The sequence below is a fragment of the Bradyrhizobium sp. SZCCHNGR1005 genome (assembly GCF_032489995.1).
Lineage (GTDB): Bacteria > Pseudomonadota > Alphaproteobacteria > Rhizobiales > Xanthobacteraceae > Bradyrhizobium.
Genome location: NZ_JAUEZC010000003.1, coordinates 1 through 26041, shown reverse-complemented (window position 1 = coordinate 26041; position 26041 = coordinate 1). Strand labels below are relative to the sequence as shown.

At 65.1% G+C, this 26041-nt stretch carries 19 protein-coding genes; 8 read left to right on the top strand and 11 right to left on the bottom strand.

What is annotated here, in order from left to right; translation table 11 throughout:
• Positions 1-30: 30 nt before the first annotated feature.
• Both QXZ85_RS12430 and glgX read left to right on the top strand, forming a co-directional pair.
• The gene (locus QXZ85_RS12430) at positions 31-315 is read left to right on the top strand and encodes a DUF3606 domain-containing protein (protein WP_315727760.1); all 285 of its coding nucleotides are present in this window, start codon (positions 31-33) and stop codon (positions 313-315) included.
• A gap of 28 nt (positions 316-343) precedes the next feature.
• Complete coding sequence (gene glgX, locus QXZ85_RS12425; protein ID WP_316174247.1) at positions 344-2581, top strand: glycogen debranching protein GlgX; 2238 nt, start codon at positions 344-346, stop codon at positions 2579-2581.
• 128 nt (positions 2582-2709) lie between these two features.
• Here glgX and QXZ85_RS12420 read toward each other — a convergent pair whose 3' ends face one another.
• From QXZ85_RS12420 to QXZ85_RS12400, 5 genes are read right to left on the bottom strand one after another with little or no spacing between them, the layout of a single operon-like run.
• A complete protein-coding gene (locus QXZ85_RS12420; RefSeq protein WP_315704332.1) occupies positions 2710-4161 on the bottom strand; it encodes an aldehyde dehydrogenase in 1452 nt (483 codons plus the stop codon).
• A gap of 23 nt (positions 4162-4184) precedes the next feature.
• Entirely contained in the window at positions 4185-4919 is a 735-nt protein-coding gene (locus QXZ85_RS12415) for an ABC transporter ATP-binding protein (protein WP_315704331.1), read from the bottom strand.
• Entirely contained in the window at positions 4912-6579 is a 1668-nt protein-coding gene (locus tag QXZ85_RS12410) for a branched-chain amino acid ABC transporter ATP-binding protein/permease (RefSeq protein ID WP_315704330.1), read from the bottom strand. The genes QXZ85_RS12415 and QXZ85_RS12410 overlap by 8 nt, the downstream gene beginning before the upstream one ends.
• Positions 6576-7451 carry a branched-chain amino acid ABC transporter permease gene (locus QXZ85_RS12405; protein WP_315704329.1) on the bottom strand — a complete coding sequence of 292 codons (876 nt, stop codon included), beginning with the start codon at positions 7449-7451 and terminating at the stop codon, positions 6576-6578. The genes QXZ85_RS12410 and QXZ85_RS12405 overlap by 4 nt, the downstream gene beginning before the upstream one ends.
• A gap of 57 nt (positions 7452-7508) precedes the next feature.
• A complete protein-coding gene (locus tag QXZ85_RS12400; RefSeq protein WP_315704328.1) occupies positions 7509-8729 on the bottom strand; it encodes an amino acid ABC transporter substrate-binding protein in 1221 nt (406 codons plus the stop codon).
• Positions 8730-8905: 176 nt separating this feature from the next.
• Between QXZ85_RS12400 and QXZ85_RS12395 the strand changes: the two genes are divergently transcribed.
• The gene (locus QXZ85_RS12395) at positions 8906-9841 is read left to right on the top strand and encodes a helix-turn-helix domain-containing protein (RefSeq protein WP_315727766.1); all 936 of its coding nucleotides are present in this window, start codon (positions 8906-8908) and stop codon (positions 9839-9841) included.
• A gap of 49 nt (positions 9842-9890) precedes the next feature.
• Here QXZ85_RS12395 and QXZ85_RS12390 read toward each other — a convergent pair whose 3' ends face one another.
• The 5 genes from QXZ85_RS12390 to QXZ85_RS12370 form a co-directional block, all read right to left on the bottom strand.
• Positions 9891-11300 (bottom strand): S8 family serine peptidase, encoded by a 1410-nt coding sequence (locus QXZ85_RS12390; protein ID WP_315727768.1) that lies wholly within the window; start codon positions 11298-11300, stop codon positions 9891-9893.
• Positions 11301-11302: 2 nt separating this feature from the next.
• Positions 11303-12277: a hypothetical protein gene (locus tag QXZ85_RS12385; protein ID WP_315729567.1), complete on the bottom strand. Its 975-nt coding sequence runs from the start codon at positions 12275-12277 to the stop codon at positions 11303-11305.
• Between the two features lie 27 nt (positions 12278-12304).
• Positions 12305-14137 (bottom strand): adenylate/guanylate cyclase domain-containing protein, encoded by a 1833-nt coding sequence (locus QXZ85_RS12380; protein ID WP_315727770.1) that lies wholly within the window; start codon positions 14135-14137, stop codon positions 12305-12307.
• Positions 14138-14451: 314 nt separating this feature from the next.
• On the bottom strand, positions 14452-15231 hold the full coding sequence (locus QXZ85_RS12375) for a formate/nitrite transporter family protein (RefSeq protein WP_409977716.1): 780 nt from the start codon (positions 15229-15231) through the stop codon (positions 14452-14454).
• A gap of 113 nt (positions 15232-15344) precedes the next feature.
• On the bottom strand, positions 15345-16262 hold the full coding sequence (locus QXZ85_RS12370) for a LysR family transcriptional regulator (RefSeq protein ID WP_315704323.1): 918 nt from the start codon (positions 16260-16262) through the stop codon (positions 15345-15347).
• Between the two features lie 144 nt (positions 16263-16406).
• On the opposite strand from QXZ85_RS12370, the gene QXZ85_RS12365 reads away from it, so the two are divergent.
• From QXZ85_RS12365 to QXZ85_RS12345, 5 genes are all read left to right on the top strand, one after another.
• A complete protein-coding gene (locus tag QXZ85_RS12365) occupies positions 16407-17705 on the top strand; it encodes an MFS transporter (protein WP_315704322.1) in 1299 nt (432 codons plus the stop codon).
• A gap of 23 nt (positions 17706-17728) precedes the next feature.
• Positions 17729-18802, top strand: a complete 1074-nt coding sequence (locus QXZ85_RS12360; RefSeq protein WP_315727772.1) for a tartrate dehydrogenase — start codon at positions 17729-17731, stop codon at positions 18800-18802.
• Between the two features lie 11 nt (positions 18803-18813).
• Positions 18814-20130 (top strand): glycerate kinase, encoded by a 1317-nt coding sequence (locus QXZ85_RS12355; RefSeq protein WP_316174244.1) that lies wholly within the window; start codon positions 18814-18816, stop codon positions 20128-20130.
• The gene (pyk, locus tag QXZ85_RS12350) at positions 20108-21526 is read left to right on the top strand and encodes a pyruvate kinase (RefSeq protein ID WP_315704319.1); all 1419 of its coding nucleotides are present in this window, start codon (positions 20108-20110) and stop codon (positions 21524-21526) included. Before QXZ85_RS12355 ends, pyk begins: the two co-directional genes overlap by 23 nt.
• Positions 21527-21781: 255 nt before the next feature.
• Positions 21782-22588 (top strand): FkbM family methyltransferase, encoded by an 807-nt coding sequence (locus QXZ85_RS12345; protein WP_315727774.1) that lies wholly within the window; start codon positions 21782-21784, stop codon positions 22586-22588.
• A gap of 706 nt (positions 22589-23294) precedes the next feature.
• Here the strand turns inward: QXZ85_RS12345 and QXZ85_RS12340 are convergent.
• Positions 23295-24785 carry a hypothetical protein gene (locus tag QXZ85_RS12340; protein ID WP_315741869.1) on the bottom strand — a complete coding sequence of 497 codons (1491 nt, stop codon included), beginning with the start codon at positions 24783-24785 and terminating at the stop codon, positions 23295-23297.
• Positions 24786-26041 lie beyond the last annotated feature (1256 nt).

Below are 26041 nucleotides of genomic sequence, written 5' to 3'. Positions count from 1 at the left end.
CGGCGGTTAGCTTCCCGCAGGAGGAAACCGATGCGCCGTCCCAAAATCCAACCGATCCGCAACAAGCTCGATCTTGCCGATCCGGTCCAGGTCCGTATCGTGACACGACGGCTCGGGTTATCGCAGGCCGAATTGACCGAGATGGTCGGCCGGATCGGCAATTCCCTCGCTGCTATTTCCAAGGAAGTGCATTCGCAGCGCACCGGCAAGCTGTCGGCGCCCGCAGACGTGCCGCCGGCCGCCGTGATTGCATCGGTCACCGCGACCGAGAGCGTGGCGGCGGAGGTCATCACGCCGGCTGAGGCATCATCTTAACGACGACCCAAACCGGGCAGGGGCGATCATGGATCAACCGACCGCGCCGAGCGATGCTCTGGCTCAGGCTGTGTTCACCTTGAGAAGAGCCCCGATCAGCGAAGGCAGGCCGTTTCCGCTCGGCGCCACCTGGGATGGGCTCGGCGTCAATTTTGCGATCTTCTCCGCGCACGCGACCAAGGTGGAGCTCTGCCTGTTCGACGACGGCGGCGAAACCGAGCTCGAGCGCATCGAGCTGCCCGAATATACTGACGAAGTCTGGCACGGCTATCTGCCGACCGCGCGTCCCGGTACGGTGTATGGCTATCGGGTGTACGGTCCGTATGAGCCCGACGCCGGCCACAGGTTCAATCCGAACAAGCTCGTCATCGATCCCTATGCCAAGCAGCTGGTCGGCAGCTTGCGCTGGGGACCGGAATTGTTCGGCCATCAGCTCGACCATCCCGACAAGGATCTCTCCTTCGACGAGCGTGACAGCGCGCCCTTGATGCTGAAGTGCCGCGTAATCGATCCGGCCTTCACCTGGGGCGTGCCGCGCAAGGCGGAGATTCCGTGGGAGCGCACCGTCACTTATGAGATGCATGTGAAGGGCTTCACCAAGCTGCATCCGATGGTGCCGGACGCCGATCGCGGCACCTTTGCCGGCCTCGCCCGTCACGACATCCCGGCCTATCTGCGCTCGCTCGGCATCACCTCCGCCGAGCTGTTGCCGATCCACGCCTTCATCGACGACAGCTATCTGGTCGAGAAGGGCCTGCGCAATTACTGGGGCTACAACACGATCGGCTTCTTCGCGCCCGAGCCGCGCTACCTGAAGACGCCCCTCGCGACCGAATTCAAGACCATGGTCAACCAGTTCCATGCCAACGGCATCGAGGTGATCCTCGACGTGGTCTACAACCACACCGCCGAAGGCAACGAGCTCGGGCCGACGCTGTCGTTCAAGGGCATCGACAACGCGAGCTATTACCGGCTGCTGCCCGACGACAAGCGCTACTACATCAACGACACCGGTACCGGCAACACCGTGAACCTGTCGCATCAGCGTGTGCTGCAGCTGGTTGCGGATTCGCTCCGCTATTGGGCGACCGAGATGCGGGTCGACGGCTTCCGTTTCGACCTCGCCACCATCCTGGCGCGCGAGCCCTACGGCTTCGACGAGGGCGGCAGCTTCCTCGATGCCTGCCGGCAGGATCCCGTGCTCTCCAGCGTCAAGCTGATCGCCGAGCCCTGGGACATCGGTCCCGGCGGTTATCAGGTCGGGCAGTTTCCGCCGGGTTGGGCCGAGTGGAATGATAAGTTCCGCGACACCGTGCGCGCGTTCTGGAAGGGCAATCCAGGCACCTTGGCCGATTTCGCCAAGCGCATCTCGGGCTCGGGCGATCTCTTCAATAAGCGCGGCCGCCGGCCGTGGGCGAGCGTGAACTTCATCACCGCCCATGACGGCTTCAACTTGAACGACCTCGTCTCCTACAACGACAAGCACAATGAGGCGAATGGGGAGGACAATCGCGACGGCCACGATAACAATCATTCTTGGAATTGCGGTGCCGAGGGGCCGACCGACGATCCCGGGATCATCGAACTGCGCGAGCGGCAGAAGCGCAATCTGCTGGCGACGCTTCTGCTGGCGCACGGCACGCCGATGCTGCTCGCCGGCGACGAGTTCGGCCACACCCAGCACGGCAGCAACAATGCCTATGCCCAGGACAACGCGACCACCTGGCTCGACTGGATGGCGATCACGCCGCAGGGACGCAGCTTGCGCGAGTTCACCCGCAAGCTGATCGCGATGCGCAAGGCGTTTCCGATCCTCTATCGCAGCCGCTTCCTGGTCGGTTCGCTCAACGAGGAGCTCGGCGTCAAGGACGTCACCTGGCTGTCGCCATCAGGCGAGGAGATGACGGTGGAGCAGTGGACCGACGGCAATGCGCGCTGCTTCGGCATGCTGCTCGACGGCCGGGCGCAGGAGACCGGCGTCAAGCGCCGCGGCTCGGACGCGACGCTTCTGCTGATCTACAACGCCCATTATGACGTCGTGAACTTCACGCTGCCGGAGGTGCCGGAGGGGCGCAACTGGCTCGGCCTGATCGACACCAACCAGCCGGACGCGACGCTGCCGTCGTTCCCGTTCGGCCATGTCTATGAGGCGACGGGCCGCTCGCTGCTGGCGTTCGGCCTGTCCTCGGAGCAGGTGCGGATGCGCAGCCTGCGCCACGGTCTCGGCGCGCTGCTCGACATCGCCGAGACACCGCTGCCGCCTTAGAGCATGATCCGGAAAAGTGGAACCGTTTTTCCCTCGCGACAAACGCCATAGGCGTTTGCGCGGAGATCATGCTCAATCAATGATGGGATCATGATCCGATTCCTTCCAATCGCATCATGATCTCATTCTCAAAACGGATAATGCCGGGGGCCGGTCTGCACCGTGATCCAGCGCAGTTCGGTGAATTCGTCGATCGCAGCCTTGCCGCCGAAGCGGCCATAACCCGACGCCTTGACGCCGCCGAACGGAACCTGCGGTTCGTCATGTACCGTCGGCGCATTGATGTGGCAGATGCCTGCCTCGATCCGCTTGGCCACGCCCAGCGCGCGGGCGATGTCGCGGCCGAACACGGCGGAGGAGAGCCCGTATTCGGTGTCGTTGGCGACGCGTACGGCTTCGTCGACACCGCTGACGCGCACCACCGTGACGACGGGGCCGAAGCTCTCTTCGCCATAGATACGCATCGCCGGCGTGACGTGATCGACGATGGTCGCCGGCATGATCGTTCCGGTGCCGCGGCCGCCGGCGGCCAGCGTCGCGCCCTTGGCGAGCGCGTCATCGATCAGCGCACCGACCCGGTCGCAGGCCGCGCCTGACACCAGCGAGCCGAGTACGACATTGCCCGTGCGGGGATCGCCGTAGGGCAGGCTGTTGGCCTTGGCCGCGAACTTCGCGACGAACGCATCCGCTACCTTGTCGTCGACCACGATGCGCTCGGTCGACATGCAGATCTGGCCCTGGTTCATGAAGGCGCCGAAGGCGGCCGCATCCACCGCGGCATCGAGATCGGCATCATCAAGAATGACGAGCGGCGCCTTGCCGCCGAGCTCGAGCAGCGCACGTTTCAGATGCTTGGCGCAGGCAACCGCAATCAGCCGGCCGACGCGGGTCGAGCCGGTGAAGTTGACCCGGCGCACCGCGGGGTGCGCGATCAGCGCCTCGACCACGGCTTCCGCATCTTCCGGCGCGTTGGTGACGACATTGACCACGCCATCGCCGAGGCCGGCCTCCGCCAGGCAGCTGCCGATCAGGCGGTGCACGCCCGGGCTCATCTCGGAGGCCTTGAGCACGACGGTGTTGCCGCAGGCGAGCGGCATTGCCACCGAGCGCACGCCGAGAATGACCGGCGCGTTCCATGGTGCGATGCCGAGCACCACGCCGACCGGTTGCCGGAAGGCGAGCGCGAGGTTGTCCGGCACATCGGTCGGGATCACTTCGCCCGCGATTTGCGTGGTCATGGCGGCGGCTTCGCGCAGCATGGCTTCGGCGAGATGCACGTTGAAGCCGGCCCAGCCGGCGGTCGCGCCGGTCTCTGCCATCATCAGTGCGGTGAACTCGGCGGCATGGCGGGCCAGCGCGTCGGCGGCGGCACTGAGGCGCTTGCGGCGCTCGCCGGGTCCAAGCTGCGACCAGGCCGGAAAGGCGGCGGCTGCGGCATCGGCTGCGCGCACCGCGTCCTCGACCGAGGCCGCCGCGACGATGCTCGCGATCTCACCGCTGATCGGATTGAGGCGCTGATAGGTGCGCTGGTTGGCTGCGGCCTGATCCTTGCCGCCGATCAGAAGGTTGATCGCATTCATCGGTCTCTCCATCGTTTCATGATTCAAAGGGGGGCAGCGGACGCCGTGCGCGCTCCGCCGAGATAGGCGCGCTGGACGTCGGGATTGTTCTTCATGTCGTTCGCCGGGCCGTGTCCGGCGTTGCGGCCGGATTCGATCAGATAGACCCGATCGGCGATGTCGAGGCTCGCGCGGGCATTCTGCTCGACCAGGAGAATGGCGACACCGTCGGCGCGGATGCGCTCCAGCGCGCGAAACACCTCGCGGCTCAGCAGCGGCGACAGCCCGAGCGACGGCTCATCGAGCAGCAAGAGCGCCGGATTGGACATCAGGGCGCGGCCGATTGCGACCATCTGCTGCTCGCCGCCGCTCATGGTCCGCACCACCTGGCCCATGCGTTCGGCCAGCCGCGGAAACAACTGCATGACATGCGCGCGCCGCTGCGCTTCGCCCTCGCGGGCGCGCGCCGGGAAGGCGCCGAGCTGCAGGTTTTCGGCCACCGTCAGCTCGCCGAACACGCCGCGTCCCTCCGGCACCAGCGCAATGCCGCGCTCGACGATCACATACGGCGGCAGGCCTGCGATGTCCGCGCCGTCGAACTGGATGGCTGAGCCTGCGGCAGGCTTGATCAGCCCGGTGATGGCCTGAAGCAAGGTCGACTTGCCGGCGCCGTTGGCGCCGAGAATGGCGACGATTTCGCCACGCTCGATCCGAAGGGCGATATCGGCGAGCGCCTGATGCTTGCCGTAGGAATGCGACAGACGCGAGACCTCAAGCATCGGCTTCTCCCAGATAGGCCGCGATGACGGCACGATCGGCGAGCACGTCGGCGGGCGTGCCGCTGGCAATCGCCTTGCCCGCGCTCATCACCAGGCAGCGATTGCAGAGGGCGCGGATCGCGTCCATCACATGCTCCACCATGACGATCGTCACTCCGCGATCGCGCAAGCGCGCGATCAGTGCGATGCCGGTCTCGAGTTCGCTTGGATTGAGCCCGGCCAGCCATTCGTCGAGCAAGAGGACCCGTGGGTTCAGTGCGAGTGCGCGGGCGAGCTCCAGCCGCTTCTGATCGATATAGGTCAGCTCGCCCGCGGGCGTGTCCGAGGGCCGGTCGAGCCCGACCAGCTGCAGCAGATCGTGGATCTCCGTCACGCCGCCCGCGCTTGCACCGGCACGGAACAGCGCGGCCGCGGCAACATTCTCCGCGATCGAGAGCTCCGGCATCACCCGCACGAGCTGGAAGGTGCGGGCCAGACCGAGCCGCGCGATTTTATGCGCGGGCAGGCCGGTGATGACCGTACCACCGAGCCGGATCGTGCCGGCGGTGGGGGCCAGCGCGCCCGAGAGCATGTTGAGCAGGGTGGTCTTGCCCGATCCGTTCGGACCGATCACGCCGAGGATGTCGCCCGGCCGGACGGTGAGGCTCACGGCGTCGACGGCGCGCAGGCCGCCGAAGGATTTGCTCACGGCCTCGACCGCAAGCAGCTCGCCATCGACGATCGGGGGCGCCGTTTTCGGTTTGGGATGCGAGCGCGGCAGCAGCGGCGCGATCAGCCCGATCACGCCTTGCGGCAGCGCCATCACGATCGCGATGAAGATCAGGCCGACCACGATGCTGAAATGGTTCGGCAGTGTGGCGGTCAGCACCTCGAACAGCAGCACCAGCGGCACGACGCCGAGCAGCGGGCCGAGCAGATGGCCGGCGCCGCCGAGCAGGGCCATGATCACGACCTGGAACGAGATCATCGGGTTGAAGGCGATCGCCGGATCGATATAGGTCCAGCGCGGCGCCATCATCGCGCCGGTCACCGACATGAACACGGCGCTTATTACGAAGACCCCGAGCTTCACGCGCGTCGCGTTGATGCCGGCGTGCCGCGCCGCGGTCTCGTCCGCCCCGATCGCGCGCATCGCCAGTCCATAGCGCGAGCGGCTGAGCAGATAACCGGTGAGCAGGACGGCGGCGGCAAGTGCGAGGAGCTGCCAGTACAGCATCTCCTGGGTGATGTCGCTGAACAGATAGCGCCCCACCGATTTGGAGATGTTGACCTCATACCAGATCACGAGCTGCCGGATCAGCTCGGCGAGGCCGAAGGAGAAGATCACGAAGTAGATGCCGGACAGGCGCAGGGTCGACAGCCCGGTGACCGCGGCGACCACCGCGCCGGCGGCGGCTGCGACCACGAGCTGCAGCGGCCAGGACAGGGTGTCCGCTGTAACAGCCGCGCTGTAGGCGCCGATGCCGAAGAATGCAGCAGTGGCAAGCGAGATGTAGCGGGTCGGGCCGGAGAACATCGCCCAGGCGGTCGCAAGCACCGTGAAATAGAGGATGCTGATGCCGAGTGCGAGATAATAGCCGTTGGCATAGAGCGGGAAGGCGAGGATCGCAGCGCCGGTCAGCAGGCCGACGACAATGAGGATCGCGTTGCGGCCGGTCATCGCGCGGCCTTTCCGAACAGGCCGGTCGGCCGCACCAGCAGCACGGCGAGGAACAGCGCATAGGTGGCAGCCAGAGTGAGACCCGGATCGACCAGACGCGCCACCGCGGTCTCGACGATGCCGAGCAGCAGGCCCGCGATCAAGGCGCCCATGACGTTGCCGACGCCGCCCATGATCACGACCACCAGCGCCTTCATGGTGAAGACGACGCCCATGGCGGCGTTGAAGGTCAGGAACATGCTGACCAGCACGCCGCCGGCAGCGACCAGTCCGCCGCCGAAGGCGAAGGCGAGTCCTGCGAGCGCAGCGACGTCGATGCCGACCAGGCTGGCCGCTCTGGCATCGACCGCAACCGCGCGCATCGCCGTGCCGAGCCGCGTGCGCGTGAGCGCGAGATAGACGGCGGTGCCGATCACGGCCGCGAACGCCAGCGCCACCAGCCGGTTCACCGCCAGTGTCGAGCCGAGAATGACGACCGGGATCGAGAGATAGCTGTAGCTGTAATATTGGCCGCCGAACGCGACCAGCATCAGGCCCTGGATCACGAACAGCACGCCGAAAGTGACGAGGATGCTGTCGATCTCCTGGGCGCCGGCGTCCTTGTTGCGGCGGATCAGCCGCACCAGCAGCAGCCGGTAGAGCAGCCAGTTCAGCACCGCTGCGACAGGCACGGCGAGCAGCAGCGCGAGCAGCGGGCTCAGCGACAGCCCGCTGTAGAGCGCGAACGCTACAAAGCTCGCGGCCACCAGCGCCTCGCCATAGGAGAGGTTCATGATGCGCGCCACGCCATATTGCAGCGTCAGCCCGAGCGCGATGAGCGCATACATGCCGCCAAGCACAAGGCCGGGCAGGAGAATGTCGAACAGCAACATGGCGGCGCCTCATCGCCGGCGGAGCAGGCGGCCGGTGGCCGCCTGCCTAGCCGCCTCTTACTTCCACGCGGGCTTCGGAACCACGGCGGCGCGGGCGCCGGCCAGCGTCGCCGGCGCGAGCCCATAGAACTCGCCGTTCTGCCATTGGCCGACGGCCCAGACCTCCTGCAGCAGCCCGTCCTTCAGTTTGATCTTGCCGATGATCGTGTCGAAGGTGCCGGTGCGGATTTCCTTGGCGACCGCCGCGCGATCGACCTTGCCGACCTTTTCGATCGCTTGCTGCAGCACCTGAAGGCTCGCATAGGTGATCGGGCTGGCCCAGCGGTCCGGCTCCTGGCCGGTCGCGGCCTTGTGGCGGGCGAGGTAGTCCTTCAGCAGCGGTGAATCCGCGTCCCAGCCACCGATCCCGATGACGCCGTCGGCGTTGCCGGCGAACTTGTCCTTGAACAGCGGAAACGCGGTGCCGACGCCGACATAGAAGACCTTCGGGTTGAACTTCAGGAGCTGCGCCTGCTCGGTCAGCGCCAGCGTATCCGGCGGATAGCTGAAGGCGACGAAGGTGTCGGCGTTGGAAGCGATCGCATCCTTGAGCAGCGGCTGGATGTCCTGCGAGCCGAGCGGATAGGTCTTGTCATAGGCGATCTTCAAGCCGGCCTTCTTGAAGGCGTTGCGGCCGGCGGCGGCGAGCTCGATGCCGAACTGGTCGGCCACGCTGACCATCGCGACGGTGCCCTCGATCTTGCCCTCGCTCTTCAGCTTGCCGAGCAGGTCGGCCAGGCCTTGCGAGATCTGCGCCGAGGTCCCGAGCCAGAAGGTGGCATTGGACCAGCGCTTGGCAAGCTCCGGCGCCTTGTCGGTCACCGAGGTGACCGCGAGGTGCGGATAGCCGAGCCGGTTCAAGGTCGGGCCGACCGCGAGATTGAGGCCGGTGCCCCAGGGCGGCAGGATGAAATCGACCTTGTCCTGATTGGCCAGGCGCTCGATCGCCTTCACGGCCTCTTCGGATGAGCTGCGGTCGTCATATTCGACGATCTCGACCGGAAGCCGCTTGTCGCCGAGCTTGATGCCGCCCGCCGCGTTCACGTCCTTCACCCAGAGCTGGTAGTTGGGCAAGGTCGTGATCCCGGCGCCGCCGGCATAGGGCCCGGTCTTCGAGATCGTGTAGCCGATGCGGATCTTGTCCTGCGCGGCGGCAGGGGATGCGAACGTCCCCAGTGCCGCGGCCAATGCTGTCAGGCTGGCCATGCGCAGCCATGTCCGACGCTGTGCCGAAACCATGTCGAGCCTCCTCCCTTGGGCAGGCGGGCTTGCCGCGTGCCGATGTGCGTTTCCCTTTCCCGGTCTCCTTGTCCGCATTGTCGTCGCGGCCGCCGGGTCTTGACCAAGCAAGCACTGTGGGGTTCCCTCCCGCAATGGACCGATCCGGCAAAAAATTGCACTTATCCGGCGCCCGGTTGCCCCTTGCGGAGCCCGGCCCGGGCCGCCGGGAGCGGCCGCCGCTCGCCCCCGAGGTTGTCCATCCCGTCGCCGCCGAAGCGATCGCCTCCCATTTAGCCGAGCGGCAATGGGCACTGACTTCGCGGGCCGCGCAGCCTTCGATCCACCTGTTGTCGCTCGCTTCGGGCAGGGCAGCGGCACACGAGAATGGCGAGGTCAGCGATTGGTCCGGACCGGCGCTGATCTGGTTGCCGGCCGGATCGGCGGAGCGGCTCGAGATTTCGGCGGGAGCGCGTGCGCATCTGTTGCGGTTGCGCGCGGACAGCTGGCATCGCTATTTGCCGCCATCGGCGGAAACCGCCTATCTCGACCTGGCCGGCGTGGCCGGCATCCTTGCCTTTCCGGTCGACGCCGATCTGGCTGCAGCGGTTGGACGCTCGATCGCCTCGATCGCCGCCGAGCTCGCCGCTCCCGCGCGCAGCGCGAGCGCTGCGATCCTGTCGGCTGAGCTCTCGCTCTGCGTGCTGCGCTTCTGGCGGCTGTTTGCCGATGAGGCCGATGGCGCTGCGCCAGGCAACAGCGCCGACGTTCTGCGCCGTTTCCGCAGGCTGGTGGAGGAGCGGCATCATCAGCAGTTGCGCGTCGCCGATTATGCGCAGCTGTTGGGCGTCACGCCGGACCGGCTGCATGCGCTGTGCAGCCGCGCCTTGCAGCGCTCGCCGAGTGAGCTGATCCAGCAGCGCATCGTGCAGGAGGCGGCGCGCCGACTGGAGACCAGCAGCGCAACCGTGAAACAGATCGCCTTTGCGCTCGGCTTCAAGGACACCGCCTATTTCAGCCGCTTCTTCACCAGGCACACCGGCGAGGCGCCCGGGGCGTGGCGGCGCAGCGTCGCGGCGCGCGCCCGGAGCGGCCGGCTGCGGCCGTCGCTCGATTTCGCCGACTGGCCGTGAAACCGCGTCGGACTCGTCCTGCGCGCAAGCGAACGCGTGTCTGCTCTGCTCATGCGCTTGTATCGCTCAACGCTGCAAGCGCATCCTCGACATTGATGATGCCGTGGCCGAGCTGCCCATTCCAACTCGGGCCCTCCACCTTGCGGGCGTGATCGTTCAGGAGCTGTCGCAATTGGCCGGGTGACACCGATGTCTGATCGCATCCGCTGCGGATGGCCGCGACTATGCCCGCCGCGAGTCCGCATGCAGCCGACGTTCCCGTGCTCGCAAGGTAGGGTGGGCCGTCGTTGCTCAGGAAGGCGCCGTCGACATTACCGGCGAAGGCATCGGCGCCGACCTCCCGGAAATAGCTGGGTGCGCATAGATCTGGCTTGTGTCTCGAGAGCTGTGGTTGGCCCGGACCTTGCGACGAACGGCCTGCCCAACGCGCGTCGGTTCTGACCGCTCCTACGGTCAGGACGTCCGGGTGCGAATTGGCGCCGAAGATGCTGCTGCCTGGTCCCACGTCGGCTTTCCCGCAGCGGCGATCGGGACAGAACTGGCCGCAATTGCCGGCGGCGAAAACGATGTCGGCTGCCGCCCCGATGGTCCCTACGATTGCGTTGAGCGGATGATCGCGCCGTTCGGTGTAGTCGCCGCGCGGGTGCTCGCTTGAACGATCAAAGATCGACCACGCATTGACCAAGACCCAGGGGCCTTTCCACTGCGGCACAGGAAGCTGCCGCAGGTAAGCAATCAAGGCATCGAGAAGATAGAATACATGAAGGGCGGTGCTGATGAAGCCCGTGACGTCGCCAATGCGGGCTGGGAGCAGTGGGACGTCGTAGAACATCGCGTCGGGAGCCGCATCGGCGATGTTGCGAACCATCATCGGTCCGTGACCTCGCCTCGTGCTGCCGGGCTCAACGTCGCCGTTGGCAAGGCCGCCGCCGAAATTCTTGACCAACCTCGCATCAAAGCCCTGGTCGATGACGACGACATTGACACCGCGTCCGGTCAGCCCTTGCTCACCGAGTGCGTCGGCACCCGTCAGCCGTCTCGCAATATCCCGGTCGCCGAACAAGAGCTGGTCCGGATTGGTGGGGCAAAAGAACTCGGACTGGGAAAGCGCAATGTCGGCGCCGACCGCCTTGAACGGCTGGGTCTTGTCTTGCGCCCTCGCACGGGCGTTCGCATGATCGACTGCGCGGCGGAACAACTCCACATCGGCGCTGTCGGTGCATTCGATCGAGACGACCAGTTCATTCAATGGAGGCGGAGGCTCGGGCAGCCTTTGTGTCAGACGGACGCGCCAGCTCTCGTCCGGGACGCTGAGCACACGCCATCGGCCCGCATCGTCTTCCGCGAGCAACGCGCGCAGACGGGCCTCTATGGCGGTCAAACCCGCTGTCGGGAGGCGAGGTCCGTCGCTGATGTCGCCAGCCCCTTCGGACTGCATGACGATCAACTGTCTAATCATCCTCAGCTCCATTCGCTCTTTGCCGCCGCGACGAGCTTGGTCACGGTCGGGCATGGAAGCAGAAGCGTGGCCGCGGTCTCGCCCAGGTGCTTCCCGGCCTTGCTGTCGGAAGGATAATGGAGGCCGAGCACTTCACGGTTGCGCGCGATCCTTTGCGCGACACGCCGCAGCGGCGTGCTCTCGGGATCGGCGGCATCGATCGGTGTCGAAGCAGCCTGCGGCATCACCTGCGCAAGTATGCTTGCAAGCATGTTAGCTTCGGTGGAATGGCCGCTCGGGTATGACGCATGCCCTGGTACGTCGATCGGCGGCATCAGTGCGAGTGAGAGCTGCGAAGCGCGCGGCCGCGGGGGCATCGGCGACGTTGAACCGGGTTGTCGCCCCGGATTGAACTTGTAATGCATGGCCACAAACTGGGCGACGCGGAGCGCGCTCTGGACGAGACGGTAAGTGGCGGGATGCGATGACCTGTTGAACATCAAAAGGCCGCTGAAATAGAGATCGATCTTGTTCATCTGAGCAAGCGCCTCGGCCATGACGCCGGCTCGGTAGTCCACCAGTTCCTGCAGTTCGTCGAGTTCTGCCTTTAGGCCGGCGCCCGTGGGTATAGGTGCCACGGCCTGCAGATCGATCGTGTCCCAGCCCTGCACCTTCACGAACTCACCGAGCACCACGATCGAGAAGTGGTATGAGCTCCATGCACCATCGGGAAAGCTGTTGCATGTGGTCCTGGGAAAGCCTGCCGAAACATCGAACGGCGGCCATCGCGTACCCCTGAACCAATCCTCGTTGGTACGTTTTTCCAGGGCTGGAGAGATACCGATCGGCCGGATCAATGGCGAAATGCGGCCGGCGACTACTCCCGAGGTTGCTGCACCATCGGCGCCGTCTGCGCCATCTGCCCCGTCAGCACCATCTGCTCCGTCCGCCAGACCAAAACCACTCATGGCAATCCTCCCTTTGGCAATAACAGACACTGCCCCCAGGCCGGAATGCTTCCGCGTCTATTCCGGAAGGCCGGCCAACCTCAAATGCTTCATGTACCGGTCTCGGATCTCCGGATGCCGAAACGGCTGCCGGGTCCGCTCATAGGCTTCCAGTCGAAATTCGGGCTCGAGCTTCATCATCTTGGCAGCGACGTCCCGGGCTTCGTTGAAACGTCCCAGTGCCGCGAGGCCTGCAATCAAGATCCTATGGTTTGCCGTGTAGAGAGCGTTCTCGCCTGCGGACATCCGTCCCCATTTCACCGCGCGCTCATAGTCGCCCTTGGCGTAGTAGGCGAGGTTGAGAAACATGTAGTAGCTGAAAAGGCTCTGGTCGAAAGGCGACAGGCGGAGGGCGTGTTCGGCTCTGCTGACCGCCTGCTCGGTATCCCCGATGTAGCTCAAGGTGGCGCTGGAAAGCAGCCAGGCAAGCGAATGATTGGGGCAGGCCGAGAGCGCACGATCGAAATAGATCAGAGCGCCGTCATACTCGTGAAACAGAAACGACTTGAGATGACCGAAGGTCGCCAGTGCAAGTGCGTTCTGACCGTCGAGCTCGATCGCCCTGGACGCGAACTCGACGGCGCGGACGGCATCTTCGCTCGGGTTGGCAGACCAGCCCTGACCCACATAGAGGCTGTGCCAACGCGCTGCCCATGCCACCGGCATGGCGAAGTTCGGGTCCTCCGCCATCGCCCTGTTCAGAAAGTCGCGGGCCTGCAGAAAGATGTGCTTGTCGAGACTGTTGATGAGCTGAATCGCCCTCAAGGTGTGATCATAGGCGGTAAAACTGTCGGGTCGTTTCCTCAGGGCTTCGCGCAGCTCTGACTTTCGAACATTGGGCGCAATGCCTGTGACGATCTTTCGAACGATCTCGTCTTGAAGGTCGAACAGTTCGCCCGGGGCGACCTCGACGGCATCGGCCCAAAGGATCTCGCCGGTCTCGGAATCGCATGCCTGTGTCGATACTCGCGCCAGGCGACTGGATCTGCGCACCGTGCCGAACACGACGTACCGTGCGCCGAGCGCGCGCCCAACCTCGGCCGGATCGGGCGAGCGATCGCGGTACTTGATCGTCGATGCGCGCGAGATGACGAAGAGCTCACGTAGTCCGGCGAGGGAGACAATGATGTCTTCGACGATCCCGTCCGCAAAATAATCGTCGGCCGGATCGCCGCCCAAATTCTGCAGCGGGAGCACGGCGATGGAGGGCAGTCGCTCGCGATGCGCGGCGCTTGGCGCCACCGCGACCGGAACGTCGGCGCTCAAGGAATAGGCCCGGACCGGCTTATCGACATTCTTGAGCTGGAAGTAGCCGAGCTCTCGCACGAGTTTTCCGAGGGCGCCGCGCACGACGTCGTATACCGATTCCGACAGCAGCACGCCGCCTGGCTCCGCGTGCTCCTGCAGTCGCGCCGCGACATTGACGCCATGTCCGAAGATGTCGAATTCGGTTGCAATAATATCGCCGAGATTGATGGCAATCCGCAGCGCGATCGTCGGGGATGTTTCGCCGTCCTCGACCTGGGCAGACGGCACCATTCGCTGAATGTCCTGCGCCCATTCCACCGCGTCGAGCGCGCAGGTAAACTCGGCGAGGATGCCATCTCCGGTGAACTTGACGATCCGGCCATGATACTCCGTCGTGCGAGGCTGCACGATCTCGTCAAGGATCTTCATCCAGCGGCGGTGAGTGCGAGTCTCATCGCTCGCCATCAGGGTGGTGTAGCCAACGATGTCGAGAAATGCGACCGCTGCAAGCCGCCGACCGGTTCGAGCGGCGCCGTCGCGCCGTCGAAACAGTAGGTCGGAGGACGCTGTTACCTCTTGTTGCGCCGACCCCAGAAGCGACATTACTGCTCCGGCCATACGAGCACACCAACCGCTTGTAGACTGACAGCTTTCACCCAACCGGGCAACCGGTTGCGTCAAGACGGCATGCGCTCGTTGCGCCCTCGTCGCTGATTAGTCCGCGGTACCAGGCGCAGGGCAGGGGTCGTCGACCGGCGCGACGTATCCCTCGACGTCTTCATCGTTGAGTGTCGGCGGATGTCGGCGTAGTTCACGCAAATCGATGATCGCCGATCACATTCCCGCAATCCGGCGGTGCAGTTCCTGGGCACGCAGGCGGGTTCCGCTCCACGCCGGAGCCGGGCGCGCCGGTGACGTTATGGTGCACCGCCGCCTTCGAGCTCGGCGGCGACCTGGCCATAGTTGAGCAGCGCGACCAGGGTGGTGCCGCCGACGACATTGCCGAGCAGCGTCGGCACGAAAAAGGTCCCGACATAGTCCTGCAGCGACGCCTTGCCGCTCTGGATCAGGAACGCGCAATCCACCGAGTCGGCGATGATATGCGAGAACTCGCCGAGCGCGACCAGATAGGTCATCGCCACGATGATATGTGCTCCCGCGCCCCTGAGCGCCGGCAACAACCACATCATCAGCGCGATGATCCAGCCGGCGAACACCGCCCGCACGAATGTCGAGGCGAAGCTGCCCTCGATGGTGCGATGGCTGAGCTCGAGGAAGGCATCGACGATCCGCGGCTCGAAGATCTCGGTGTGGGCCAATACGGAGGCGACGGCCCAGGTGCCGACGACATTGGCCACGAGCACCAGCGACCACAGCCGCAGGACGCGAAGCAAGGTGGCGAGATCGCGGTGGTGCAGCAGCGGCAGGATCGGCGTCAAGGTGTTCTCTGTGAAGAGCTGCTGCCGTCCCAGCACTACCACCAGGAAGCCGGCCGTGTAGCCCAGCGGCGCGAAGGCGGAAATCAGGATCGCCCACCAGCGCCGCTCGAGCTCGCTCACGCCTTCGGCGCGTATGGTCTCGTGGATCAGCGCGGCGCTCGGCCGGCTCTGGGACTGGATCTCGCGCCGTTGTTGGTCAGACAGGCCGGCGACCTCCGAGGCCGGGTTGAAGGTAGGGCTGTCGCTCTTGCTGTCCACGCGATGCATTCCTGCGGGCCGCGCCAGCCGGCCGCTTCGACAGCCAACCGCAAGGACGTTCAAGGGTTCCTCTGCTTCAGAGGGACCAAAGCTGAGCCGGCGTGGGGATCGGCTCATGCCCCTCGCGCGTAAGCGCCGAGTCTGGCGTCGAGGACGGCGAGCATGGCCTCGCGCGCCGGATCGCGCGAGCCGCGCAGCCAGACCGCAGCGAGCGGCAACCGGCCGACCGCACTGTCACGTTTCAGCTTGAGCGGGACGAAGCGCACGCCCGAGATCGCGAGCCTCGAGGTCCAGCGCGGCACGATGGCAATGCCAAGACGGGCTGCGACCAGATTGACGATCGTCTGCTTCTCGTCGGCGAGCTGGGCCACGCGCGGCGTGAGGCCGGCCTGCTCGAACAGCTTCATCGTGAGGTCGTGGCTGTGCGGCCGCGAGCGGCGGTCCGGCACGATCAGCGGCTGGTCGGCTAGCTCCGCGAGCGAAATCAGCTTGCGCCTGGCCAGTGCATGCCGCTGCGGCAGCGCCACCACCGCGCTCTCATCGAGCAGGGGACGGAATTCGAGCCGCTTGTCGGTCCGCTCCGGCGGCCGCACGAATGCGAGGTCGAGTGCGCCGGACAAAATCTTCGGCAACAGCCGGATCGTCTTCTCTTCCGAAAGCTGCACCGCGATGCCGGGATGCCGGCGACGAAAATCGTGCAGCAGCGCCGGCAGCAATCCGGCTGCCGCACTGTCGATCGCGCCGACCCGCAGCCGCCGCGCCGTGGCGGTGCGCGTGCGGCGGCGGAAGCTCTCCTCCACCGCCTCGATCCGGGACAGGATCGCCCGGGCGTCGCGCAGCAGGGCCGCGCCTTGCTCGGTGAGCGAGACCGCGCGCGTCGTCCGGGCGAACAGCTGTGTCGCCAGGTCCTCTTCCAGCAGCTTGATGTGGCGGCCGAGCGCCGAGGGCAGCATCTGCAGGCGTTGCGCGGCCTTGCCGAAATGCAGCTCCTCGGCGGCGGCGACGAAGCAGCGGAGCTGGTGCAATTCCATGGGGGCAGATCCTGTGAGGCGATCCCTGTGACGAGGCGCGCGGATTATATCGATTTTTTGTATAAATGGTGGTCCATTGAACCCGCCGCGCGCCGGCCGCATAGCGTTGCCCGACAACCAACAAGACCGGGCAGGGAGGTGACGATGGCGGCGGAGCTCGAAACGCGTGTGTTGCGCAAGGTCGCCTTGCGCATCGTCCCCTTTATCATGCTGCTGTACTTCGTGGCCTTCATCGACCGCGTCAATATCGGCTTCGCGGCGCTGACCATGAACAAGGATCTCGGCCTGTCGCCCTCCGTGTTCGGTTTCGGCGCCGGCATCTTCTTTTGGGGCTATTTCCTGTTCGAGGTGCCGTCCAACCTCGCGCTCGACAGATTCGGGGCGCGGATCTGGATCGCGCGGGTCATGATCTCCTGGGGCCTCGTGTCCGGCGCGATGGCGTTCGTGCAGGGGGCCGTCAGCTTCTATGCGCTGCGTTTCCTGCTCGGCGTCGCCGAGGCCGGGTTCTTCCCCGGCATCATCCTCTACCTGTCCTACTGGTTTCCGGCGCGGCAGCGCGCCGCCGTCACGGCGCTGTTCATGGCGGCGGCGCCGCTCTCGACCGTGCTGGGCTCGCCGGTCTCCGGCGCCTTGCTGCAGATGCACGGTTTGCTCGGCCTGAAGGGGTGGCAGTGGCTGTTCCTGGTCGAAGCCTTGCCGGCGGTGCTGCTCGGATTCGTCGTGCTCGGCTATATGACCGACCGGCCGGAGCAGGCGCGCTGGCTGGCCGATGAGGAGCGCAACTGGCTGGTGCAGGCGATGAATGCCGAGAGGACCGGCAAGGCGGCGGTCGCCAGCCACAGCATCTGGCGCGGTCTCGCCGACATCCGGGTGCTGGCGCTGTCACTGGTCTATTTCGGCACCTCGGCCGGGCTCTATACGCTCGGGGTGTGGGCGCCGCAGATCATCAAGCAGTTCGGCCTGTCTTCGTTCGCGGTCGGCTTCCTCAATGCGGTGCCAGCGACCGTTGCAGTCGTCGTCATGATCCTGTGGGCGCGGCATTCCGACCGCACCGGCGAGCGCACCTGGCACGTGGTGCTGGCCTGCCTGTTGTCAGCCGCGGGTCTTGCGTTTGCCGGCCTCGCAACCGGCGTGATTGCCGTGCTGGCCGCCCTCACACTGGTCAACGTCGGCATTTCCTCCTCGAAGCCGCCACTGTGGAGCATGCCCACGATGTTCCTGTCAGGCTCGGCGGCGGCGGCCGGGATTGCCACCATCAATTCGATCGGCAATCTTGGCGGCTTCGTCGGCCCGGCGGTGATCGGTTGGATCAAGGATCGGACCGGCAGCTTCGATGGCGGGCTTTATTTCGTCGCGGGGCTGCTCGTCATCTCCGCAGTGCTCACCTTGCTGCTGTCCCGTTCACAGCGTGCGAAGGCCGAGCCGGCCCCGCAAACCCACTGATCCCTCGTCAACGGAGTTTTCTCATGCGCAACTATTCCATCGCCGCCATTCCCGCTGACGGGATCGGGCCCGAGGTGATCTCGGCCGGCGTCCGTGTCCTGGAGGCGCTGGCCAAGCGCAGCGGCGACATCAGCTTCAACGTCAAGACTTTCGACTGGGGCTCGGACTATTACAAGAAGCACGGCGTGATGATGCCGGCGGACGGCCTCACCGAGCTGAAGACATTCGACGCGATCTATTTCGGTGCGGTCGGCGCGCCCGACGTGCCCGATCACATCACGCTGTGGGGCCTGCGGCTGCCGATCTGCCAGGGGTTCGATCAATATGCCAATGTGCGTCCGACCAAGATCCTGCCCGGCGTGGCCTCGCCGCTGCGCAATGTCGGCGTCGGCGATCTCGACTGGGTGATCGTGCGCGAGAACTCCGAAGGCGAATATGCCGGCTGCGGCGGTCGCGTGCATAAGGGCCTGCCGGAGGAGGTCGGCACCGAAGTGGCGATCTTCACCCGCGTCGGCGTCGTCAGAATCATGCGCTTTGCCTTTCAGCTCGCGCAGTCGCGGCCGCGCAAATTCCTCACCGTGGTGACCAAGTCGAACGCGCAACGCCACGGCATGGTGATGTGGGACGAGATTGCCGCCGAGGTGGCCGCCGAATTCCCCGATGTCACCTGGGACAAGATGCTGGTCGACGCGATGACGGTGCGGATGACGCTGCACCCGAAGAGCCTCGACACCATCGTGGCGACCAATCTGCACGCCGACATCCTCTCCGATCTCGCCGGCGCGCTGGCCGGCAGTCTCGGCGTGGCGCCGACCGCCAACATCGATCCGCAGCGCCGCTTCCCGTCGATGTTCGAGCCGATCCATGGCTCGGCCTTCGACATCACCGGCAAGGGCATCGCCAATCCCGTCGCGACCTTCTGGACCGGTGCGCAGATGCTGGATCATCTCGGCGAGAAGGACGCCGCGGCACGGTTGATGGCGGCGGTGGAGAAGGTCTGCGCGGCCGGCATTCTCACGCCCGATGTCGGCGGCAAGGCCACCACCAAGGAGGTGACCGATGCCGTGATCGAGGCGATCCACGGCTCCAACGTCTGATCCCCCGGGCCATGACCGCCGAATGGACCGACGGGCGAGCGCGCGCCGCCTTGCGGCGGATATTTGACGCGGCCGTGGCGAGCGCCGATCCGCGGCGCTCGATCATGCGCGTGCTTCCCGACAGGCCGAAGGGGCGCTGCATCGTCGTCGGCGCCGGCAAGGCGTCGGCGGCGATGGCGGCCGGCCTCGATGCCGCTTGGCCCGATGTCGCGCTCTCCGGCGTGGTGGTCACGCGCGACGGTCATGCCGTGCCGGCCGGCCGGATCGACGTGTTGGAGGCGTCGCATCCGGTGCCGGACGCTCGCAGCGAGGCCGCCGCGCAGCGCATGCTGCAGGCCGTGCAGGGGCTCACGGCCGACGATCTCGTCATCGCGCTGATGTCGGGCGGCGGCTCATCGCTGATGGTCGCGCCCGCCCCGCCGATGACGCTTGCGGACAAGCAGGCGGTGAATCGCGCGTTGCTGGCGAGCGGTGCGACGATTGCGGAGATGAACGTCGTCCGCAAGCATCTGTCGGCGATCAAGGGCGGGCGGCTCGCGCGCGCCGCACGGCCGGCGCGTGTCGTCACGCTGGTTATCTCGGACATTCCGGGCGACGATCCGGCCGCGATCGCCTCCGGTCCCACCTTGCCGGATTCGAGCAGCTTGGCCGAAGCGCGCGCCGTCGCTGCGCGCCATGCGATCGCGTTGCCGGCCGCGGCGCAGACTGTGCTGGCGAGCGCGGACGAGACCCCGAAGCCGGGTGAGTTCGAGGCCGATGTCCGCCTGGTCGCAACCCCGCAACTTGCGCTGGAAGCCGCGGCGAAGGTCGCGCGCGAGGAGGGGCTGACGCCGCTCATTCTCGGCGATGCGCTCGAGGGCGAAGCGCGCGAGCTCGGCACCGTGATGGCCGGCATCGCCCGCTCTGTCGCGGCACATGGTCATCCCGTTGCGCCGCCGGCCGTGCTGCTCTCGGGCGGTGAAACGACGGTCACGATCGGGCGCGGTGCTGCGGGACGCGGCGGGCGCAACACCGAATTTCTGCTGGCGCTGGCGGTTGCATTGTCGGGTCATGCGGCTATATGGGCGCTCGCCGGCGACAGCGACGGTATCGATGGAACCGAAGATGCCGCCGGCGCCGTGATCGGTACGGACACGCTGTCGCGTGCCCGTGATTGTGGCATGGATGCTCTGGCTTGCATTGCCGCGCACGACAGTTATTCGTTGTTCGCGCGAGTCGGCGATCTCCTTGTCACAGGACCGACGCTGACCAATGTCAACGATATCAGGGCGATCCTGATCGGGGGACGGAAAGGGCAACATATTCATGCGTCGTCATCGTCGAGCTAAGATCGTCGCGACCGTCGGCCCCGCCAGCAACTCGCCGGAGATGCTGAAAACTCTGTTCCTGGCCGGCGTCGACACGTTCCGCCTCAATTTCAGCCACGGCACGCAGGCCGATCACGCCAAGGTCCATGCCGCCATCCGCGCGCTGGAGAAGGAAGTCGGACGTCCGATCGGCATCCTGATGGATCTGCAGGGCCCGAAGATCCGCGTCGGTACCTTGCGCGACAAGAAGATCACGGTCGAGACCGGCGAGACCATTCGCTTCGTCCTGAACGGCACCGAAGGCGACAAATCGTCGATCCCGCTGCCGCATCCGGAGATTTTCGCCGCGGTCGCCCCGGGACACGATCTCTTGATCGATGACGGCCGCGTTCGGGTCCGTGTCGTCGGGCTCGGCGACGATTGGATCGAGGCCAAGGTGATCGTCGCCGGCGCGATCTCCAATCACAAGGGCGTCAACCTGCCGGGCACGGTCCTGGACCTGTCGCCGCTGACGGCGAAGGACCGCTCCGATCTCGATTTCGGCCTCAAGCTCGGCGTCGATTGGGTGGCGCTGTCGTTCGTGCAGAAGCCCTCCGACGTGATCGAGGCGCGGGGCCTGATCAACGGCCGCGCCGGCGTGATGGCCAAGATCGAGAAGCCGGCGGCGCTGGAGCGGATCGACGACATCATCCAGCTCTGCGACGCCATCATGGTGGCGCGCGGCGATCTCGGCGTGGAAATCCCGCATGAGGACGTGCCGGGCAGGCAGAAGGAGCTGGTGCGCGCCTGCCGCCTCGCGGTGAAGCCGGTGATCGTGGCGACGCAGATGCTGGATTCGATGGTGGCGGCGCCGACGCCGACCCGTGCCGAGGTCTCCGACGTCGCCACCGCGATCTATGACGGCGCCGACGCGGTGATGCTGTCGGCGGAATCGGCGAGCGGACAATATCCGCGCGAGGCGGTCGCGATGATGGACAGCATCATCAAGGCGACCGAAGGCCACAAGATGTACCGCTCGATCATCGAGGCGACGCAGCCCGGCGAGGAGCAGACCCCGCCGCATGCGGTGGCCACCGCCGCCGCCGATCTGGCGTCCGCGATCCACGCCAAGACCATCGTGGCCTATACCTCGAGCGGCACCACGGCCTCGCGCGTCGCGCGCAAGCGGCCGAGCCTGCCGATCCTGGCCATCACCCCGAGCGAGGACACCTCTCGCCGCATGTGCCTGTTGTGGGGCGCGCACAGCGTGCTCTCGCCGGATGTCGGCAGCTACGAGGAGATGGTCGATCGCGCCACCACGATCGCGGTCTCCGAGGAGTTCGCGCAAGGCGGCGATCTTCTGGTCGTGGTCGCCGGCATCCCCTTCGCGCAGGCCGGCACCACCAACAACCTGCGCGTGGTGGCGATACCGCGCTGAGAGCGGATGCGAATAGGCCCCGGACTGGCGGTGGAGAGACTGCGCGTCGCCGTCACTCCGCGCGACTGTTCGCGTGGCGTGTCGCTGTCGATCGGCGCCAGTCGATCCGTTCTCCGGTCATCGTGATCGCGCAATGGCGCCGCATTTTGTCGCCGAGACGATCGTCTGCATCTTTTGCCGCCCCACCGCGGTCGCAAATCTCGGGTGAGATCATCTCCCTCAACCAGCCGAACGGCCGGACGGAGACTCTTGCGGATGCACGACGGCGACATTGCAGTTGGCGAAGAACTCGGTCGATCGCAGGCGAGCCGAAGCCGCGATCAGGGGGCCGTCTCGGTCAGTGAAATAGCCCGCTTTCACATTCGCTCCCTGAAGGCGCGTTTCCGCGATCACAAGACGGAGTTTGCCGCGATCAGGCACCGGCTGCGGCCGGGCGACATCGTGTGTGACATCGGCGCCAACAAGGGCAGCTTCACCTCCTGGCTTTCGCGCTGGTGCGGCGAGCAGGGGCGCGTCGTCGCGTTCGAGCCGCAGCGAGAACTGGCGGCTCGATTGGCCGCCGTCTGCGCCGCGGCCGGATTGCGCAATGTGACCGTTGAAGCGAAGGCTGTTGACGCCTCGTCGGGCCGGCGTGAGCTCCACATTCCGATCGGGCATGCGCCGGGCGCCTCGCTCAATCCGTCGTCGTCGGCAGGCAGGTCCGACAGAGTGACGGTCCCGGTGGTCGCCTTAGACGACTATTTCAAGCCGCACGAGCGCGTGGCTCTCCTCAAGGTCGACGTCGAGGGCGGCGAGCTGAATGTCTTTCATGGCGCGAGGCGGATGCTCGAAAGGGACATGCCGGCGCTGGTCTTCGAATGCGAAGCCCGGCATATGGTCGGCCGGACAATCGACGACGTCTTCGCCTATCTCGCTGCGCTCGGGTATCGCGGCAGCTTCGTCTCGCCCACGGGCCTCGTGCCGTTGTCGGCGTTCGACGTGGCCATCCATCAGCGGCGCGACGGCGAGTGGTTCTGGAAGCGCAAGGACTACTGCAACAACTTCATCTTCACGCCGGGCTGAGGCGCCGCGAGGCACGGTGCGGGTGCGACCTGCGCGAAGCAAGCGTATCGGGGAATCGCTCAGACCAAAGCCGCTCTTTGGTCTTTTGTGCATCGGCCATTTTCGACTGCGACACTTGCTCCGCCGTCCACTGCCGGCGGTAATGCAGACTTTCACAGCGCGGCGCCTGATCGCCGCTTTTTGAGCCATCTGCGACATAGGCTCCAGCAAATCGCGCGATCTGCTCGCGTTCCACTATGGAACAATCCGCGTGACGACACGTTATTCATTTTCGCGATGACGCGATCCAAGGAGCAAGTACGTTATGAAACGGCTTTTGTTAACAGGATTTGCAGCCTGCACTTTTGCGCTTGCTCCGATCCTGTCTGCGTCGGCAATGCCGGTCGCAAGCTCCCATGCACTTACCGATACTGACAGCTCAATCATCCAAGTAAGGGGCTACGGGCACGGCGGCGGCCACCCAAGTTGGGGCCATCGCGGTGGTCGAGGGCATCATTATGGATGGGGTCATGGACGGGGGCGAGGCCATCATCATGGTTGGTGAGGCCGCGCCCCGCGCTGCGATTGAACTTAGCCTGTAGCGTTTGACCCAGGGCAGACCTCCTGCAAGGTCTGCCCTTGGGCCGTTCCGGAGTTCACTGGTTTTCTATCCAGGCGAAAGACCGGGCGCCTGGACCCATTCCAGGCGCCAGCGGCCGAATGATGCTCAGTACCCAAGGAATGGTCCTTGGGTCCAGGTACCTTTGCGGCGGTTGTGGATCCACGCCGCACCGGTGACCCGGTTGTCGGCAATGCCGCCTACGACGGCGGTGTTGCCGTCGGCGGACAGCGCAGCGGAAAAACCCTGCTCGGCGTGTCCCATTGCGCCAACGCCAACCAGCTTATCGCCCTGCTGGCTCCACGTAGCTCCGCTGCGGCTGTAGATCCACGCGGCCCCACTGTATGAGTTGTCGCCGAGCCCTCCTACGATTGCGGTGTTGCCATCGGCGGACATCGCTACCGAGTGGCCTTGCCTGGCTTCTCCAACCGCGCGGCTGCCGACCAGCTTGCTGCCCTGCTGGCTCCACGTAGCTCCGCTGCGGCTGTAGACCCACGCCGCACCGGTGTATTTGTTGTCGCCGAGTCCTCCTACGATTGCGGTGTTGCCGTCAGCGGACAACGCAACGGAGAATCCTTGTCCAGCCTTTCCGACTGCGCCGGTGCCAATCAGCTTGCTGCCGAGTTGCTTCCAGACGCCGTCGCTGCGGGCAAAGACCCAGGCTGCCCCGGCGTAGGAGTCGTCCAGGGGGCCACCCACGATGGCGGTGTTGCCGTCGGCGGACAGCGCGACAGCGGCGCCTTGAGCGGCGTTTCCAACCGCGCCGGTGCCAACCAGCTTGCTACCCTGTTGGGTCCAAATACCGCCGCTGCGCGTGAAGACCCACGCCGCGCCGGCCCTCAAGCTGTCCTGACTCCCACCCACAATGGCGGTGTTGCCGTCGGCTGACAGCGCGATGGCGGCGCCTTGAGCGGCATTTCCAACCGCGCCAGCTCCGATCAGCTTGCTACCTTGTTGGGTCCAGGCACCGCCGCTGCGCGTGAACACCCACGCCGCCCCGGTGCGTGAGTTGTCATAAGGCCCACCGACCAAGGCGGTGTCACCGTCAGCGGACAGCGCGACGGAGACGCCTTGTCCAGCTTGTCCGACCACGCTGGTGCCCACCAGCTTGCTGCCCTGTTGGGTCCAGACATCGTCGCTGCGCGTGAAGACCCACGCTGCGCCGGTGAGCTTGTTGTCGACACTACCCCCTACAATGGCGGTGTTGCCATCGGCGGACAGTGCTACAGACCAGCCCTGCTCGCTGGGGCCAACCGCGCCAGTGCCGACCAGTCTCGATCCCGGTTGCGCGTCGGATTGACCAACGGCCGGTACCGGAGCTGCGATCGCGGCAAACGCAGCCAACCAGTATAACAACGGTCGCCAGCCGTTTCCTCGCCGCGGTACGATTGTGGTTTCATGAGCCGGCGCGGCTGTCCGAAGCTGCTCGCTTCGGGTCTCAAAGCCGAACTCCTCTTGGTCGATTATGTTGAAGCGGGAATCCGGCGGACCTGTAGAGATTTTTCCACCGATGAAGCTCGACCTATGTTCCTCGGCGATAGATGCCGAGATGATGGAGCTTTCTGTCCTCGTAAGAGGCGCTATACGATTGATTTTCATGATGAGGTCCTCCTTTGCGCAAATCGATGCGCCAAGCTCCGGACCTCGCCTAAGTTACCTCCTGGCCGCGAAGGCGGCGCCCAGCGATCGACAATAGAACGAACTATGTAGGTGAAGAGAATTTTTCAGGTTTCAAGCCAGCGTGCGCTCGCGCACGAACAAAAAAAGCTCCGACGGGGTGGACGTCTTTTGATTAATGTCAATGCCAACTCTACTTGATCGTGCAAGGAGCAGTAGCGGATTCCTTGCCTACATAGCAAAGCCCGCCCAGGCTTCACGGCGCAACAGCACATGAACGCGCCGGGAGCTGTACGGACGTCGCGCAGATTTCCTTGATCCGCTGTTTCCCCCGCCGGTACCTTCGAACGCGAGCTTTCCAATGTCACCCGCAGCTATGCCGGCAAGGCATGGCGCGGTACGGATCGTGAGAATCGAAGCGACGACTTTCGCTATTGGTCCGTCTGCGACCTTCCGGTCTGCGCCGAAGATGTCCGCTCGCCGGGTTCGACCGGAAGTCAGCGCACCCCGAACGAAAGGGCGCCTGTTGACCCGAAGCGACCAAGCGCAACCCAGTTGATTTTTATCAGATAAAGACTTCGGCGACTGCTAATACAATATAAATTCCATAAGACCACAGTCGATACATGGAAGCTGCGCAGGTCCGCCGACAGTACATTTTTGCCTTTGCGGGACCGTGGATCGGTTTCGTGGTCTTTTGCGTGATGGAAAGAGAAGGCGGTCTATTGATAGTCGGCCCGTTCTTCGGGTGGCCATTTGTCTATCTATTTGGATTGCCCATTGCAGTCGTTACATACCGCGCTGATCAGGCGTTGATCAAACGATTGGTGCCCTTCCACGCAAGAACTTTAGGATGTCTATTTGTCGGAGGCCTGCTCTCGACGGTGGCGTTTCAGCTTTGGCCGCTGCCCTTTGGTCTTCACGATCCCGGGCTCTTCCTTGGAAGCTTGCCCGGCGCAGCGGCGGGATTCCTTTGCTCATGTTGGGGCGGCAGGTCAGAGCACCAATATCCGGCGCCTCGCCACTAACGTGTGCCTCGCAGCGCACCAGCAGGATGTTTGCTTCTGGGCCCAAGCGGCTGACCCGGCATGTCTGCAAGGTGTCGGCTCCTTGGGGGTGAAGCGGATTCCATATGCTCAACCTGAGTTCTTCCGAGCGTGACCGATTCCGTTGAAAAAGTCGGCAGTAGTTTCGTCGTGAACGCCAGCTGTTTCGAGGACGAATTGGCGCGGTGTGGT

What these genes read in the sequence shown, in the direction of transcription:
- QXZ85_RS12340 (WP_315741869.1), bottom strand. Translation starts at nt 24,785, where the DNA reads ATGAAAATCAATCGTATAGCGCCTCTTACGAGGACAGAAAGCTCCATC.
- QXZ85_RS12430 (WP_315727760.1), top strand. Translation starts at nt 31, where the DNA reads ATGCGCCGTCCCAAAATCCAACCGATCCGCAACAAGCTCGATCTTGCC.
- QXZ85_RS12415 (WP_315704331.1), bottom strand. Translation starts at nt 4,919, where the DNA reads ATGCTTGAGGTCTCGCGTCTGTCGCATTCCTACGGCAAGCATCAGGCG.
- QXZ85_RS12355 (WP_316174244.1), top strand. Translation starts at nt 18,814, where the DNA reads ATGACCGCCGAATGGACCGACGGGCGAGCGCGCGCCGCCTTGCGGCGG.
- QXZ85_RS12365 (WP_315704322.1), top strand. Translation starts at nt 16,407, where the DNA reads ATGGCGGCGGAGCTCGAAACGCGTGTGTTGCGCAAGGTCGCCTTGCGC.
- QXZ85_RS12390 (WP_315727768.1), bottom strand. Translation starts at nt 11,300, where the DNA reads ATGATTAGACAGTTGATCGTCATGCAGTCCGAAGGGGCTGGCGACATC.
- QXZ85_RS12360 (WP_315727772.1), top strand. Translation starts at nt 17,729, where the DNA reads ATGCGCAACTATTCCATCGCCGCCATTCCCGCTGACGGGATCGGGCCC.
- QXZ85_RS12380 (WP_315727770.1), bottom strand. Translation starts at nt 14,137, where the DNA reads ATGTCGCTTCTGGGGTCGGCGCAACAAGAGGTAACAGCGTCCTCCGAC.
- glgX (WP_316174247.1), top strand. Translation starts at nt 344, where the DNA reads ATGGATCAACCGACCGCGCCGAGCGATGCTCTGGCTCAGGCTGTGTTC.
- QXZ85_RS12410 (WP_315704330.1), bottom strand. Translation starts at nt 6,579, where the DNA reads ATGACCGGCCGCAACGCGATCCTCATTGTCGTCGGCCTGCTGACCGGC.
- QXZ85_RS12345 (WP_315727774.1), top strand. Translation starts at nt 21,782, where the DNA reads ATGCACGACGGCGACATTGCAGTTGGCGAAGAACTCGGTCGATCGCAG.
- QXZ85_RS12370 (WP_315704323.1), bottom strand. Translation starts at nt 16,262, where the DNA reads ATGGAATTGCACCAGCTCCGCTGCTTCGTCGCCGCCGCCGAGGAGCTG.
- pyk (WP_315704319.1), top strand. Translation starts at nt 20,108, where the DNA reads ATGCGTCGTCATCGTCGAGCTAAGATCGTCGCGACCGTCGGCCCCGCC.
- QXZ85_RS12405 (WP_315704329.1), bottom strand. Translation starts at nt 7,451, where the DNA reads ATGTTGCTGTTCGACATTCTCCTGCCCGGCCTTGTGCTTGGCGGCATG.
- QXZ85_RS12400 (WP_315704328.1), bottom strand. Translation starts at nt 8,729, where the DNA reads ATGGTTTCGGCACAGCGTCGGACATGGCTGCGCATGGCCAGCCTGACA.
- QXZ85_RS12420 (WP_315704332.1), bottom strand. Translation starts at nt 4,161, where the DNA reads ATGAATGCGATCAACCTTCTGATCGGCGGCAAGGATCAGGCCGCAGCC.